The organism is Carnobacterium sp. ISL-102 (assembly GCF_018612935.1).
Classification (GTDB): domain Bacteria; phylum Bacillota; class Bacilli; order Lactobacillales; family Carnobacteriaceae; genus Carnobacterium_B; species Carnobacterium_B alterfunditum.
Map to the genome: position 1 here is coordinate 1 of NZ_JAGGRF010000007.1, position 15,630 is coordinate 15,630.

Below are 15,630 nucleotides of genomic sequence, written 5' to 3' on the forward strand. Positions count from 1 at the left end.
ACTTTTTCAGCAGCCTCGAAAAATGGTGTTGACACTTTATAAAGAAATTTCTTCTGGAATAACGGGTCTGCTTGTGGAGAACGAGGGATAAGAGATGAATGAGAGCCATCTTATTGAGTAAACGATTAGCGGATGATGAAGATTTATTGAAAAGGTCAAGATGACTATACATGAAACACCCGGAGTGTTATAATTAGTAAGATGGAATAAAAAGTACCAAAAGAAAGAGGCGAATAAGATGGTAGATAGTCTACAATTAGTCATTCTTACTGGAATGAGTGGAGCAGGTAAAACAGTGGCAATGCAAAGTTTTGAGGACATGGGTTATTTTTGTGTCGATAACATGCCGCCAAGCTTATTACCTAAATTTTGGGAACTAGTTAAAGAATCAGGAAAATTAACAAAAATTGCTTTAGTGATCGATTTACGTTCGAGAGCTTTTTTTGAAGAAATTGTAAAAGCTTTAGAATCAATGGATAATACATCTCTTGTCACGACAAAAATCGTCTTTTTAGATGCTAGTGATGAGGAATTGGTGTCTCGTTATAAAGAAACCCGTCGAACACACCCGTTAGCAATGAGCGGGCGCGTTATCGTAGGCATAAAAAAAGAGCGAGAATTATTAGAAGAAATAAAAGGTCGGGCGCAAATTGTTATCGATACTTCGAAATTAACACCGCGTCAATTAAGAGAAAAAATCAATAGTGATTTTAAAACGGCTGATACTGAGCTATTTAGAATTGAAATGGTCTCATTTGGATTTAAATATGGATTACCTATTGATGCAGATGTCGTTATGGATGTTCGCTTTTTACCTAATCCTCATTACATTGATAATTTGAGACCGTTGACCGGGGTGGATAAGCCTGTATATGACTACGTGATGAAACAGCCAGAAACGGAAATGTTTTACCGTAAATTCACAGATTTATTGGAGTATATTTTACCAGGTTACAAAAAAGAAGGTAAAAATAATGTAACGATCGCCATTGGCTGTACAGGTGGGAGACACCGTTCAGTAGCTTTAGTAGAACGCATTGCACAAAAAATTAAAATTGATGGCTATCCAGTTCATATTACTCATCGAGATAAAGGAAAGGTTAAAGAATCGGTGAATCGTTCATGATACAAGAAAGAAAAAAAAACAGGCCTAAAATAGTTGTCATTGGCGGAGGTACTGGGTTACCTGTTATTCTGAAGGGCCTTAAATCAAAGCAAGCAGATCTAACGGCGGTTGTAACAGTAGCTGATGATGGAGGAAGCAGTGGAACACTGAGGAATTATGCCAATATTGTTCCGCCAGGAGATATTCGCAATGTTTTAATTTCACTCTCCAATATTCCGATATCACAAAAAGATATATTTCAATATCGATTTGATACGCATGATAATTTTTTAGCCGGACATTCAATAGGGAATTTAATTATTGCTGCAATGTCCGAAATGAGAGGAAGTATTTTTGAAGCAATCCAATTATTGTCTAAAATGATGATGGTAGATGGCCATGTTTATCCAGCGGCAGAAGAAGCTTTGATTTTGCATGCTATTTTTGAAGATGGATCTAAAATAGCAGGAGAATCTAAAATTGCAATCGAAAGAAAAAAAATAGAACGAGTGTATATAACGACAGCAGAAGATGACCACGCAGCCAAAGCTTCTAGAAAAGTGATTGCTGCTATTCATGATGCAGATATGGTTGTATTAGGTCCGGGAAGCTTATTTACGAGTATTTTACCTAATTTAATGATTGAAGATTTAGGGAAAGCAGTCACAGAAACAAAAGCAAAAGTAGTCTACATTTGTAACATAATGACTCAATTAGGTGAAACAGAGAATTTTACTGATGCAGATCATGTCAGCGTATTGCATAAGCACTTGGGTGAAAAATTTATTGATACAGTTTTGGTCAATATCGGTGAAGTACCAGAAAATTATATCGATGCTGAACGCTACAATGAATATTTAGTACAAGTAACACATGATTTTAAAAAACTTGCTGAGGAAGTTCCTTCTATTATATCGGATGATTTTCTTGAATTAAGAGATCAAGGAGTTTTCCACAATAGGGAAAAAGTTGTGGATGAATTATTTAAAATAGCTTTCGATAATAGACGGCTAGAAAAAAAAAATAGTTAGTAAATCAATTGAAAAAAGAAAGGAGGCTATTATATGTCTTATGCTTCAGAAGTGAAGAAAGAATTAACGCAATTAGAAGTTCACAGAGAGCATGCTAAAGCTGAATTAGCTGCGTTGATTCGTATGAATGGAACAGTTGGTTTGGTCGACAAAAAATTTATTTTAAATATTCAAACTGAAAATGCAGCAATTGCACGTAGAATTTATGTTTTATTAAAAGATCATTTTGATGTTGAAAGTGAACTGTTAGTTCGCCGGAAGATGAAATTAAAAAAAAATAATGTTTATGTCGTACGATTAAAACATGGAACTCAAGAAGTTCTTTCAGATTTATCAATTATGGAGGGAATGTTTTTGCATAGCCATGTTTCAGATGAAGTGATAGGCAATACACAAAAAGTCAAATCTTATCTACGCGGCGCATTTTTAGCGGGAGGATCGGTCAATAATCCAGAAACGAGTCGTTACCATCTTGAAATCTACTCAAGTTACGAGGAACATAATGATGATATCTGTCAAATGATGAATCAATTTAATATGAATGCTCGCACATTAGAAAGACGTAATGGATACATCACCTATTTGAAAGAAGCAGAAAAGATTGCCGATTTTTTAGCCTTGATTGGGGCAACTAGTGGTATGCTTAAATTTGAAGATGTTCGTATTATCAGAGATATGAGAAATTCGGTCAATCGTTTAGTTAACTGCGAAAATGCTAATTTAAATAAGACGATCGATGCTGCAGGTAAACAAATCGAAAGTATCAAGTTTATTGATGCTAGAATTGGATTAGATAAGATTCCAGTAAAATTAAGAGAAATCGCGCTTGTTCGTTTAGAAAATCCAGAAGTAACTTTAAAAGAATTAGGAGAAATGATCCCGAGTGGAACGATCAGCAAGTCTGGGATCAATCATCGATTACGTAAGTTAAACGAAATGGCAGAAAAATTAAGATCTAAAGACCTTGCGAAAACTGACAAAAGGAACTGAAAAAATTAAAACAAATGAATCTATTCAGTAAAGCAAAAAAATCTCTTTACGAGAGAATTCATGCGTCGTTAGTCCGGAAGTTCTGCTTGTCTTTTTATTATAACTGGGCTACACTATAATAGTTGGTATTTTGCTAACATCAGAGAATAGTGGACCCTTCATTAGGTTAGCATTATTGTAGTAGTAGTCCCCTTAGTGTAATGGATATCACGTAAGATTCCGATTCTTAAAATGGGGGTTCGATTCCCTCAGGGGGCATTTTTGTGATTAGAGCAAAACTTCTAATCACTTTTTTTTATCAAAAAAATAACGAACAAAAAAATTGACCTTCATTGACCAATGGAGTAGAATACAGTTAGTAATGTATTGAGTCGATGTTTAGTCACTTAAAAGTAGTAAACAATTGAGGAGGAAGCAAATTATGAACTTAGTCCCTACAGTAATCGAACAGTCATCAAGAGGTGAACGTGCCTATGATATTTATTCTCGTCTTTTAAAAGACCGTATTATTATGTTAAGTGGTCCAGTAGATGATGATCTTGCAAATGCTGTAATCGCTCAGCTGTTATTTTTAGATGCACAAGATTCTGAAAAAGATATTTATATTTACATCAATTCACCAGGAGGCAGTGTAACTGCTGGATTAGCGATTTTCGATACAATGAACTTTATCAAAGCAGATGTACAAACGATCGCAATGGGTATGGCTGCTTCAATGGGAAGTTTCTTATTAACAGCTGGTACAAAAGGTAAACGTTATGCTTTGCCAAATGCTGAAATCATGATCCATCAACCATCAGGTGGTTCGCAAGGACAAGCAACAGAAATCGAAATTGCTGCTCGTCATATTTTGAAAACACGTGAACGCTTGAATAAAATTTTATCAGAACGTACAGGACAACCAATTGAAGTTATCCAAAGCGATACAGATAGAGACAATTATATGTCTGCAGAAGATGCAAAAGCATATGGTTTGATTGACGAAATTATGGAAAATAGTGCTGCTTTAAGCAAATAAGCAGAAACAATCTATATGAGTAAACTAATTGAAGAATAAAATAAAAAAAAGATTGGAGCAACTCTCCAATCTTTTTTTTATTGATAGCCTTTTTAAAAAAATAAGCCAAATCCTTTTAATTGACTTACTATAATCTGTATAATGAAAATAATTAGCGAATAAGGGAGGACTTTTAATGGATGTCAGCAATATAAAATCGGACAAGGTCAATACAACCAATGGAATTAAGGTTGGAAGTGAAAGTGCTCCAGTTAAAGTAATCGAATTTATTAACTTGGCATGCCCGTATTGTAAAATATGGTATGAGGATTCAAAAGATCTATTAACTGAGTATGTCTTTGCAGGTAAAGTACAGCGAATCATCAAACATTTTGATAAAGAAACAGCGGGGTTAAGAAAAGGAAATGTTCTGCATCAATATTTAGACTACTCTGATCCTGAGAAGGCACTTGAAGAAATAGATTTCTTTTTTGCTCACCAAAAAGAGTGGGGAAGATTAACAAATTCTGATGAGATCGCAGCATATGCAGTCGAAAAAAGAAACTTAACGCTTCAATCAAATGGAACTAAGGCTAAAGAAATCGTACAAGAAGCAAACGGAGCAGAGGTTGTATTGGTTCCTACAGTTTTTATTGAAGAAGATATTTTTGATGAGAATATCAAACAACAAGAACTTAAAGGCTTGATCGAAGCGCGTATTGAACAAGTGTAGAAGTTGAGAACAGTATTTTTTTGTGAAAAAGACATAATTCATTCAAACTTTCTTTGTGTAATTTAATGAAAAACTTAGAAACATAATAGTTGAAAGATAATCGGATAACTGTTACAATAATTGATGTGAGAGATGGTAATAGTGCTTTTCAGTACTATTGATTAATGATAATAAAACAGAACCAGGAAACTGATAGTTTAATTTTCATTTTGATTCTCTTGTTTTTTTAAGTAACAAGGGTCGCCAAACGACTAACGCGGTCACAAAGCGTCCAACGTAGAAAGAGGTCGCTCATGCAAAGCGTAGTATCCGTTATTGAAGAAGTCATTCCAGACATCATGTATACACTTCAGAATCGTTACCATATTTTGCGCAATGTTTTTTTATTAGGTCCGGTGGGCAGAAGAGTTTTAGCTGATCGTATGGGAATCACAGAACGTGTTTTACGTACAGAATCAGAGGGCCTTAAGAAGCAAGGGCTAATAAAAACTTCAAAAATGGGAATGGAATTAACTGAAAAAGGCGAAACCGTTTACCACCAATTAGACCAATTAATGGGTCAATTATTGGGAATGAGAGAGAAAGAAAAACAACTTGCCTCTTATTTGGAAATAGAACAATGTGTGATAATTTCCGGTGATATAGACGATCAGCCAAAATTACGTGAGGAAATAGGCCGTGCTGCAATGGAAGCTTTGAACTTTTTGCTTCCGGAAGGTGATAATATTATTGCTGTAATGGGCGGTACAACTATGGCAGAAGTGGCAAATCAAATGAATGAAACTCTTTCTCGAAAAAGAAAGCTGCTGTTTGTTCCAGCTCGAGGCGGCTTAGGAGAATCACTTAATATACAAGCGAATTCGATAACTTCTTTGATGGCACAAAGGGCAGGCGGCGAAAACCGTGTTCTGTATGTTCCGGAACAAGTAAGTGAAGAAACATATAAACCGCTCTTACAAGAACCTGGGATCAAAAAAACGCTTAAGTTAGTAAATGATGCGAATTGTGTTTTGTTTGGCATCGGTAATGCAAAGCTTATGGCGGAACGCAGAGGAATGAATGAAGATGTTCTAGCTCTGATTAAAAATAAAGCGGCAGTTGGAGAAGCGTTTGGAGAATTTTACGATCAGTCTGGTGAAGTGGTATATAAAATACCCCGAATTGGAATGCAGTCAAAAAACCTGGCAAACATTGCTAGTGTGATTGCTGTAGCTGGCGGAAAATCCAAAGCTAAAGCAATTGAAGCTTACATGAAAAAAGCACCCGGTCATACGTGGTTGATCACAGATGAAGGTGCTGCTAATGAGATTTTAACAGGGATAACCCTTTAAAATAAATTTATTGTATGATTCCTAAAGGAGGAAATATATTTATGACAGTTAAAGTAGGTATTAATGGTTTTGGACGTATTGGACGTCTTGCATTCCGTCGTATTCAAGAATTAGAAGGTATCGAAGTGATTGCGGTTAACGACTTAACAGAACCAAACATGTTAGCTCATTTACTAAAATATGATACAACACAAGGCCGTTTCAATGGTGAAGTTGAAGTTAAAGAAGGCGGATTTACAGTTAATGGTAAAGACGTTAAAGTTTTAAGCAACCGTAACCCACAAGAACTTCCATGGGGAGAACTTGGAGTTGACATCGTATTAGAATGTACTGGTTTCTTCACTACTCAAGAAGCTGCTGAATTACACATCAAAGCAGGAGCTAAAAAAGTTGTTATCTCTGCACCAGCAACTGGTGACATGAAAACAATCGTTTACAATGTAAACCACAAAACTCTTGACGGTTCTGAAACAGTTATCTCTGGTGCTTCATGTACTACTAACTGTTTAGCTCCTATGGCTAAAGTATTGAATGACAAATTCGGTATTGAATTAGGCCTAATGACAACTATCCACGCTTACACAGGTGACCAAAACACATTAGATGCTCCACATGCAAAAGGCGATTTCCGTCGTGCTCGTGCTGCAGCAGCTAACATCATTCCTAACACAACTGGTGCTGCAAAAGCAATCGGCGAAGTATTACCAGAATTAAAAGGTATATTAGATGGAGCTGCACAACGTGTGCCAGTTGCAGCTGGTTCATTAACTGAATTACAAACTGTATTAAAAACGAAAGTAACTGCTGAAGAAATTAATGCAGCAATGAAATCAGCTTCTGACGAATCTTACGGATATACTGAAGACCCAATCGTTTCTTCTGATATCTTAGGTATGTCATTTGGTTCATTATACGATGCAACTCAAACAAAAGTTATCACTGTTGGTGACAAACAACTTGTTAAAACTGTTGCTTGGTATGACAACGAAATGTCATATACTTCACAATTAATTCGTACTCTAGAATACTTTGCTAAATTAGGTTAATCTTTAACGAGAGACTTGAATTAGGATAGAAATAGTAAAAAGCGGGGAGGCAACGCGCTTCCTCGCTTTTATTTTTTCAAAAATTAATATTTATAGATAATTGCTCTTCAGAGGAGGAACCTTCATGGTGAAAAAAGTTGTAACTGATTTAGATTTAAAAGGTAAAAAAGTTTTGGTTCGTGCGGACTTTAATGTGCCAATGAAAGACGGCGTTATTACTAATGACAACCGTATTCAAGCAGCATTACCAACTATCCAATATGTGATCGAACAAGGTGGAAAAGTTATTTTGTTCTCTCACTTAGGTAAAGTGAAAACAGAAGAAGACAAAGCTGGCAAAAGTTTACGTCCTATCGCTGAACGTTTAGGCGAATTATTGAAAAAAGACGTTACATTTGTACCTGAAACACGCGGTGAAAAATTAGAAAATGCTATCGACCAATTAAATGCTGGCGATGTATTAGTATTTGAAAACACACGTTTTGAAGATGTTGATGGTAAAAAAGAAAGCAAAAATGATCCTGAACTTGGCAAATACTGGGCAAGCTTAGGCGACGTTTTTGTCAATGATGCATTTGGTACGGCTCATCGTGCACATGCTTCTAACGTAGGAGTTGCTTCAAATCTTGAAACAGCTGCTGGTTTCTTAATGGATAAAGAAATCAAATTTATCGGTGGCGCAGTTGACGAACCTAAACGTCCTTTTGTAGCTATCTTAGGTGGCGCAAAAGTCAGCGATAAAATTGGTGTTATTGAAAATCTATTAAGCAAAGCGGATAAAGTTCTTATCGGCGGCGGAATGACTTACACTTTTTATGCTGCAAAAGGCATTGAAATCGGTAAATCATTAGTCGAAGAAGATAAAATTGAATTAGCTAAAAGCTTGATCGAAAAAGGCGGAGATAAATTAATCTTGCCAATCGATTCAATTACATCTCCAGAATTCAGTAATGATACACCAACTGAAATTCATGAAGGTGCTGTACCGGCTGATCAAATGGGACTTGATATTGGACCAAAAACAACTGCACTATTCACTAAAGAATTACAAGGTGCTAAAACAGTTGTATGGAATGGACCAATGGGCGTATTTGAAATGTCTAACTTTGCTGAAGGAACAATTGGTGTTTGCGAAGCAATTGCTAACTTAACTGAAGCAACTACTATTATTGGTGGAGGAGACTCTGCAGCAGCAGCAATGCAATTAGGTTTTGCAGAACAATTCACTCACATCTCTACAGGTGGCGGAGCATCATTAGAATACCTTGAAGGCAAAGAACTTCCAGGTGTATCATCTATTTCAAATAAATAATTCATTTTAATTAGAGAAAGGAAGTTATGTTATGCGTAAACCAATTATTGCAGGTAACTGGAAAATGAACAAAACAGCTGCTGAGGCTGCTGAATTTGTTGAGGCTGTTAAAACAAAAATCCCTTCTTCTGAAAAAGTAGATTCAGTTGTTGGAGCTCCTACTTTATTTTTACAATCTTTAGTTAAAGCTTCAGAAGGAACAGAATTAAGAATTGCTGCTCAAAACAGTTATTTTGAAGGAGCTGGAGCATTCACAGGCGAAACTAGCCCTGTAGCTTTAGGCGATCTAGGAGTAGACTACGTTATCATCGGTCATTCTGAACGTCGTGAAATCTTCCATGAAACTGATGAAGAAATCAATAAAAAAGCACATGCTGTTTTTAAAAATGGTATGATTCCAATCATTTGCTGTGGTGAAACGTTAGAACAACGCGAAGCTGGAGAAACAAATGAATGGGTTAGTGGTCAAGTTAAAGCAGCAATCGCTGGCTTAACAAAAGGTCAAGTAGCCGCATCTGTTATTGCTTACGAACCTATCTGGGCAATTGGAACTGGTAAATCATCAACTTCCAAAGATGCAAACGACACGTGTGCCGTTATTCGTCAAACAATTGCAAAAGCAGTTTCTCAAGATGTTGCTGATGCTGTACGTATTCAATACGGCGGCAGTGTAAAACCTGAAAATATTGCTGAATACATGGCTGAGTCAGATATTGATGGAGCTTTAGTAGGAGGAGCAAGCTTAGAAGCAGAATCGTTCTTAGCACTATTGGAGGCTGTTAAATAATGACAAAATCACCAGTAGCCATCATCATTCTTGATGGATTAGGATGTCGTAGTGAAGTTATGGGTAACGCAGTAGCTCAAGCTAAAAAACCAAATCTTGATCGTCTTTTAGAAAAATACCCCCATGGTACATTAAAAGCGTCTGGTTTAGATGTAGGTCTTCCAGAAGGACAAATGGGGAATTCTGAAGTAGGACATACAAATATTGGAGCTGGACGAATTGTCTACCAAAGCTTAACACGCATTGATAAAGCAATTATGGACGGCGATTTCCAAACAAATCCTGTTTTAAGCGGTGCAATGGAAAGTACGATCAAACAGCAATCTAATTTGCATTTGTTCGGACTTTTATCAGATGGTGGAGTGCATAGCCATATCAATCATTTGATTTCATTGATCAAAACAGCTAAAGAAAAAGGTGTGCCAAATATCTATGTACATGCTTTCTTAGATGGCCGTGATGTTGCACCTGACTCTGGTATCAATTATGTTAAACAATTAGAAGAAGCTATCATGGAAATTGGAGCAGGCGAAATTGCGACTGTTTCTGGCCGTTTCTATGCTATGGACCGCGATAAACGTTGGGAACGTGTAGAAAAAGCTTATAACGCTATAGCTCATGGTGAAGGCGTTAAGGCTTCTAATGCATTAGAAGCTGTACAAGCAAGCTACGACAATGAAAAATTTGACGAGTTTGTTATGCCGACCGTTATTGAGAAAGACGGAAAACCAGTTGCAACTTTACAAGATAATGATTCAATCATTTTCTTTAACTTCCGTCCTGACCGTGCGATCCAATTGTCAAATGCTATAACAGATGATGAATGGGAATTCTTTGATCGTGGACAAAGAGCACAAAATCTTAAACTTGTTACAATGACTATGTATAATCCTAGTATCAAAGCTGAAATAGCTTTCCCACCAATCGCTTTAAAAAATGTTGTCGGGGAAGTTCTTTCAAATAAAGGACTCACTCAATTACGTATTGCGGAAACTGAAAAGTATCCACACGTTACATTCTTTATGAATGGCGGACGTAATGAAGAGTTCCCAGGTGAAAATCGTATCTTGATCCCATCTCCAAAAGTGGAAACATATGATTTGAAACCTGAAATGAGTATTTATGAAGTTACAGATGCATTAGTGGCAGATATTGAAGCCGACAAACACGACGCAATTATCTTAAACTTTGCAAATCCGGATATGGTTGGACATTCAGGCATGCTTGAACCAACGATCAAAGCGGTCGAAGCTGTTGATGAAAACCTAGGTCGTGTGGTAGATGCAATCACTGCTAAAGGCGGACATGCAATTATCTTTGCTGACCACGGTAATGCAGAAACAATGCTTACACCTGAAGGCAAACCGCATACTGCACACACTACCGTACCAGTCCCTGTAATTGTAACTAAAGAAGGCGCAACATTACGCGAAGGCGGACGCTTAGCTGATATCGCACCAACAATGTTAGACCTATTAAATATTGAAAAACCAGTTGAAATGACTGGCGTATCGTTGATTCAAAAATAAAATCAAATCAAATCAATAGAACGTCATATTGAAAGACAACCCATGTAAAAGCTGCAGACTTTGCATGAATTCTTTTGATAAAATAATTTTAAAAATAAATAGTCAAATAAAACTTAAATTGTTTGCATTTGACAGCTAAACTCATTAAAATAAGGCCATGGGCAAAGCCCTGGCACTAAAAATTTTTTATACTAAAAGGAGAGAAATTAAATGCCATTTATTACAGATATTTTAGCTCGCGAAGTATTAGATTCACGCGGTAACCCAACAATCGAAGTAGAAGTTTACACAGAAAGCGGAGCATTTGGCCGTGGAATGGTTCCATCAGGAGCTTCAACAGGAGAACATGAAGCAATTGAATTACGTGACGGAGACAAATCTCGTTACCTTGGAAAAGGTGTTTTAAAAGCAGTAGATAACGTAAATAACATCATCTCTGAAGCTCTTATCGGTTTTGACGTTCGCGATCAAATGGCAATCGACAAAACAATGATTGAATTAGACGGAACTCCAAACAAAGCTAAATTAGGCGCTAACGCTATCTTAGGTGTTTCTATCGCTGTAGCACGTGCTGCTTCTGATTACCTAGATGTTCCTTTATACCAATACCTAGGTGGATTCAATACTAAAGTATTGCCAACACCTATGATGAACATCATCAATGGTGGTTCACATGCTGACAACAGCATCGACTTCCAAGAATTCATGATCATGCCTGTAGGAGCTCCTACATTCAGAGAAGCTTTACGTATGGGTGCTGAAGTATTCCATGCATTAGCTGGAATCTTGAAAGCAAAAGGATTAGCTACTTCAGTTGGTGATGAAGGTGGATTCGCTCCAAACCTAAGTTCTAACGAAGAAGGTTTCGAAGTTATTATCGAAGCAATCAAAAAAGCTGGTTACAAACCTGGTGAAGACGTTATGCTTGCAATGGATGCTGCTTCAGCAGAATTCTACAACAAAGAAAAAGGTGTTTACGACTTAGCTAGTTCAGGCGAAGGCGAAAAAACAGTTGATGAAATGATTGAAATTTACAAAAACTTGGTTGAAAAATACCCAATTATCTCTATCGAAGATGGATTAGATGAAAATGACTGGGAAGGTACTAAAAAATTAACTGAGATCTTAGGCGATAAAGTTCAATTAGTTGGTGACGATCTATTCGTTACAAACACTGAAAAATTAGCTAAAGCAATTGATATGGGAGTTGCAAACTCTATTCTTATCAAAGTTAACCAAATTGGTACATTGACTGAAACATTCGATGCTATCGAAATGGCTAAAAAAGCTGGCTACACTGCAGTAGTTTCTCACCGTTCAGGTGAAACTGAAGATTCAACAATTGCTGATATTGCAGTTGCAACAAATGCTGGACAAATCAAAACAGGTTCTCTTTCAAGAACTGACCGTATTGCTAAATACAACCAATTGTTACGTATCGAAGATCAATTAGGCGACTTAGCAGTATACGAAGGTAAAAAAGCTTTCTACAACCTAAAAAACAAATAAGAATTTAAGTAAATTAAATTTTTAAATAGAGGAACACTTCATTAGTTGAGGCAACGCAACTAATGAAGTGTTTTTATTATTAATGAACTATGATCTTTGGTATTGTTAGATCAGTTAAATAAATTATAGAATCAGATAGTCTAATGGCTTTTACGCAAGCAAATTTGTCCGTTTCAGAAAAAAATTAAAGCATTAACACTATTAGTCAACTAACTTTTTATTAAAAGTGAACAAAAAATGGACAATGAAATCATCTTTTGATACACAAATTTTACTGTATCAAAAATAATGATACAAATTGCTTTATTTATGATAAAATGTAAGCGATTAAGACTAAAAGAAAGCAGGTGACTAAATGAAAAGAAAAGATTTAGTTTATCAGTTTGTTAAAAATCATACTGAAAACCTTACCAGTGATGAAATAGAATTCGGATCAGGGATGACTACCATTGAAATTTCTGATGCGTTAAATATTATTCGCAATAATGTGAGCAAAGAGTTGAATCTTTTAGTTCGTGAAGGAAAGATAGTTAAACTTGAAGGAAGACCTGTGCGATATGCTGATAGCAGTTGCTTAAAATGGAAACCTTTATCTAAAATCGTAAAATCTTATAAAGATGAAACATTAGTCAAAGAACAGGTAATGGAACAACAAAATGACGCTATAAAAAATGATCATAATTTATTTGAGTACATGATTGGTTCGAATGGCAGCTTGAAAAATCAAATGGAACAAGCAAAGGCAGCTATTTTTTATCCTCCTAAAGGATTAAATAGTTTAGTTATCGGTCCAACTGGATCCGGCAAGACCTTTTTTGCTAATGCTATGTATCAATACTCACAGGATAAGGGGATCATTGAGCCAAGTCAATCTATGATTATTTTTAATTGTGCAGACTATTCGCAAAATCCGCAATTACTGATGTCTCATCTCTTTGGACATGCTAAGGGAGCATATACTGGAGCTACAGAAGCAAAAGATGGATTGTTGCTGAAAGCCGATAATAATATGCTGTTTTTAGATGAAATACATCGGTTGCCTCCTGAAGGACAAGAAATGCTTTTTTATTTTATGGATACCGGAACATTTCAGCCAATGGGTGAAACAGATAAACGCTATTCGGCTAAAGTCAGAATTATTTGTGCAACAACTGAAGACCCTAATTCGGCATTATTAAAAACTTTCGTAAGACGTATTCCTATTACGATCCAGCTGCCAGCATTCAATGATCGACCGGCTAAAGAACGCATTCAATTACTCAAATTATTGTTGTCTATTGAAGCAAAACGGATCGATAAACGAATCGTTGTAGAAGAGAATGTTGTCAAAGCGTTACTTGGAAGTGTTACTTATGGAAATATTGGTCAATTAAAATCAAGTATTCAATTGGCTTGTGCTAAAGCCTTCTTAAATAGTATGGATAACAATGAAGAGATGCTGATCAATATGGAAGGCTTAACGGGTGAATTGCAAGAAGGATTGATCAATATTGCGAGGAACCGAGATGAATTGAATGAAATATCCAATTATCTTGAACCCTGTATGACCATCCATCCAAAAGATTCTGTTTATATTTTAGATAAAGATTCTTATGAATTGCCGTTTAATTTATACGAGATCATTGGAGATAAAGCAGTAATGCTCAAAGATGAAGGGTTAACACAAGAAGATATTGAAAATTTTATTACGACAGATATAAATCTCCATTTGAAATCTTTCTATAAAACCAATCAATTGATCCCGAACAATGAACACAATTTAAGAGACATTGTTGAACAAGAAGTCATCACATTAACAAAAGAAGTTTGGAAAATGGCAGAAGAACATTTAGGCTATAATTTTAAAGAGAACTTTTTATACGCAATGAGCTTGCATCTTAGTTCATTCATCAAACGTTCAAAAGAAGGTTTTGTCCAAATAAAACAAAATAGTGAATTAGATAAATTGATTTTAAATTATCAAAAGGAATATGAAGTAGCCATTATTATTAAAAATCATATGAAAGATAACTACCAAATTATTGTTCCAGAAGTAGAGTGCTGGTATTTGACGATGCTGCTTGTATCTTTAAAAGAACAAAATAACTTGGGTGATGTTGGGATAGTTGTTGCTGCACACGGCCAATCAACCGCTACGAGCATGGTTCAAGTGGTATCAAAATTATTAGATGTTAAAAACATTGAAGCTGTTGATATGCCATTAGAAATGAGCCCGCAACAAGCGTATAAATTGGTATTAGAAGCCATTCGAAATGTTAATGAAGATAAAGGTGTGTTACTGCTAGTTGATATGGGCTCGCTAACCACGTTTGGTGTAAAAGCTATGCGGGAAACCGATATTCTAATACAAACACTAGACATGGTGACGACTCCGCTTGTATTGGAAGCTGCGCGTAAAACATCCTTAATGGATAACCAATTAGATGAAGTTTATTGGTCTTTGAAGAATTTTAGAGGATACAGTAACCTTCCAGAAGAGAAACCGTTTAGTTTGACAGCACCTCAACAGCAAAAAATCAATAAACCTAAAGCTATTATTACGATTTGTTCAACGGGTGAAGGAACAGCTGTACGAATAAAACAACGTGTAGAAAGTGTATTGGAAGATTTTATAGATGAAACGATTGAAATTTTTTCAATCTCATTAGTTGGTATAGAGGAAGAAGTTACAAAAATTTCGCAAAACTATCAAGTGTTGGCGACTGCTGGAGTTGCAAAGACATCCTTAAATGTTCCACATCTTTCCTTAGAAGAATTATTTCAGTCTTCAGGAGATGAAAAAGTTAAACAAGTTATTCTAGAGCAGCAATATGCTGAAGGAAATTATGCTGAATCAATGGACACGAAACAACTTTGTGAAGAGTATCTAGCTACTTATTTCACTTTCCTAAATCCACGTAAATTTATTAATATATTATGGGACTACACAGAAATCATTGAAGAAAAACTGAATAAAACACTTAGCAATAGCGTTCAAATAGGGTTATTGATGCATATGGCTGGAGTAATCGAACGCGTTTTATTTAGAGATCCGCTCAATCAGCCAGAAGAAGAAATCGATAAAACCTCTATCTATTACCAAGCTATCAAAGATGCAAATCTATTGCTTGAATCAAAATTAAATATGAGTATTCCAGATTCAGAATTGTTTTATATTGTTAAAATAGTTGATGCATAAAATGAATCAACTTAAAGTAGAAATACGATCAGCCTGCTAAGGTACTTGTGATTTTAGAAGATGATGTACGAGGAGAATAGAT

At 35.9% G+C, this 15,630-nt stretch carries 12 protein-coding genes and 1 tRNA gene; all 13 read left to right on the top strand.

The features are described from left to right. Positions 1-238: 238 nt before the first annotated feature. Positions 239-1,126: an RNase adapter RapZ gene (gene rapZ / locus J7E16_RS06005; protein ID WP_034547497.1), complete on the top strand. Its 888-nt coding sequence runs from the start codon at positions 239-241 to the stop codon at positions 1,124-1,126. Next, a complete protein-coding gene (gene mgfK / locus J7E16_RS06010; protein WP_214889885.1) occupies positions 1,123-2,136 on the top strand; it encodes a gluconeogenesis morphogenetic factor MgfK in 1,014 nt (337 codons plus the stop codon). The genes rapZ and mgfK overlap by 4 nt, the downstream gene beginning before the upstream one ends. A gap of 33 nt (positions 2,137-2,169) precedes the next feature. After that, positions 2,170-3,126 carry a DNA-binding protein WhiA gene (whiA, locus tag J7E16_RS06015; protein WP_214889887.1) on the top strand — a complete coding sequence of 319 codons (957 nt, stop codon included), beginning with the start codon at positions 2,170-2,172 and terminating at the stop codon, positions 3,124-3,126. A 186-nt stretch (positions 3,127-3,312) separates the two neighbouring features. Continuing rightward, positions 3,313-3,384: transfer RNA gene (locus J7E16_RS06020), tRNA-Arg, on the top strand. Between the two features lie 163 nt (positions 3,385-3,547). After that, on the top strand, positions 3,548-4,144 hold the full coding sequence (clpP, locus tag J7E16_RS06025; protein WP_034547503.1) for an ATP-dependent Clp endopeptidase proteolytic subunit ClpP: 597 nt from the start codon (positions 3,548-3,550) through the stop codon (positions 4,142-4,144). 175 nt (positions 4,145-4,319) lie between these two features. Beyond that, complete coding sequence (locus tag J7E16_RS06030; protein ID WP_214889889.1) at positions 4,320-4,856, top strand: thioredoxin domain-containing protein; 537 nt, start codon at positions 4,320-4,322, stop codon at positions 4,854-4,856. A gap of 293 nt (positions 4,857-5,149) precedes the next feature. After that, positions 5,150-6,187: a sugar-binding transcriptional regulator gene (locus J7E16_RS06035; RefSeq protein WP_214889892.1), complete on the top strand. Its 1,038-nt coding sequence runs from the start codon at positions 5,150-5,152 to the stop codon at positions 6,185-6,187. A gap of 41 nt (positions 6,188-6,228) precedes the next feature. Then, the gene (gene gap, locus J7E16_RS06040; protein WP_214889895.1) at positions 6,229-7,233 is read left to right on the top strand and encodes a type I glyceraldehyde-3-phosphate dehydrogenase; all 1,005 of its coding nucleotides are present in this window, start codon (positions 6,229-6,231) and stop codon (positions 7,231-7,233) included. Between the two features lie 124 nt (positions 7,234-7,357). After that, positions 7,358-8,545, top strand: a complete 1,188-nt coding sequence (locus J7E16_RS06045; protein ID WP_214889898.1) for a phosphoglycerate kinase — start codon at positions 7,358-7,360, stop codon at positions 8,543-8,545. A gap of 31 nt (positions 8,546-8,576) precedes the next feature. Continuing rightward, on the top strand, positions 8,577-9,332 hold the full coding sequence (gene tpiA, locus J7E16_RS06050) for a triose-phosphate isomerase (RefSeq protein ID WP_214889901.1): 756 nt from the start codon (positions 8,577-8,579) through the stop codon (positions 9,330-9,332). Continuing rightward, positions 9,332-10,861 (top strand): 2,3-bisphosphoglycerate-independent phosphoglycerate mutase, encoded by a 1,530-nt coding sequence (gene gpmI, locus J7E16_RS06055; RefSeq protein WP_214889904.1) that lies wholly within the window; start codon positions 9,332-9,334, stop codon positions 10,859-10,861. Before tpiA ends, gpmI begins: the two co-directional genes overlap by 1 nt. Positions 10,862-11,071: 210 nt before the next feature. Next, complete coding sequence (gene eno / locus J7E16_RS06060) at positions 11,072-12,370, top strand: phosphopyruvate hydratase (protein WP_214889908.1); 1,299 nt, start codon at positions 11,072-11,074, stop codon at positions 12,368-12,370. A gap of 355 nt (positions 12,371-12,725) precedes the next feature. Further along, positions 12,726-15,548 (top strand): sigma-54-dependent transcriptional regulator, encoded by a 2,823-nt coding sequence (locus tag J7E16_RS06065; RefSeq protein ID WP_214889911.1) that lies wholly within the window; start codon positions 12,726-12,728, stop codon positions 15,546-15,548. The last annotated feature ends 82 nt before the right edge of the window (positions 15,549-15,630 follow it).

What these genes read in the sequence shown, in the direction of transcription:
- rapZ (WP_034547497.1), top strand. Translation starts at nt 239, where the DNA reads ATGGTAGATAGTCTACAATTAGTCATTCTTACTGGAATGAGTGGAGCA.
- mgfK (WP_214889885.1), top strand. Translation starts at nt 1,123, where the DNA reads ATGATACAAGAAAGAAAAAAAAACAGGCCTAAAATAGTTGTCATTGGC.
- whiA (WP_214889887.1), top strand. Translation starts at nt 2,170, where the DNA reads ATGTCTTATGCTTCAGAAGTGAAGAAAGAATTAACGCAATTAGAAGTT.
- clpP (WP_034547503.1), top strand. Translation starts at nt 3,548, where the DNA reads ATGAACTTAGTCCCTACAGTAATCGAACAGTCATCAAGAGGTGAACGT.
- J7E16_RS06030 (WP_214889889.1), top strand. Translation starts at nt 4,320, where the DNA reads ATGGATGTCAGCAATATAAAATCGGACAAGGTCAATACAACCAATGGA.
- J7E16_RS06035 (WP_214889892.1), top strand. Translation starts at nt 5,150, where the DNA reads ATGCAAAGCGTAGTATCCGTTATTGAAGAAGTCATTCCAGACATCATG.
- gap (WP_214889895.1), top strand. Translation starts at nt 6,229, where the DNA reads ATGACAGTTAAAGTAGGTATTAATGGTTTTGGACGTATTGGACGTCTT.
- J7E16_RS06045 (WP_214889898.1), top strand. Translation starts at nt 7,358, where the DNA reads ATGGTGAAAAAAGTTGTAACTGATTTAGATTTAAAAGGTAAAAAAGTT.
- tpiA (WP_214889901.1), top strand. Translation starts at nt 8,577, where the DNA reads ATGCGTAAACCAATTATTGCAGGTAACTGGAAAATGAACAAAACAGCT.
- gpmI (WP_214889904.1), top strand. Translation starts at nt 9,332, where the DNA reads ATGACAAAATCACCAGTAGCCATCATCATTCTTGATGGATTAGGATGT.
- eno (WP_214889908.1), top strand. Translation starts at nt 11,072, where the DNA reads ATGCCATTTATTACAGATATTTTAGCTCGCGAAGTATTAGATTCACGC.
- J7E16_RS06065 (WP_214889911.1), top strand. Translation starts at nt 12,726, where the DNA reads ATGAAAAGAAAAGATTTAGTTTATCAGTTTGTTAAAAATCATACTGAA.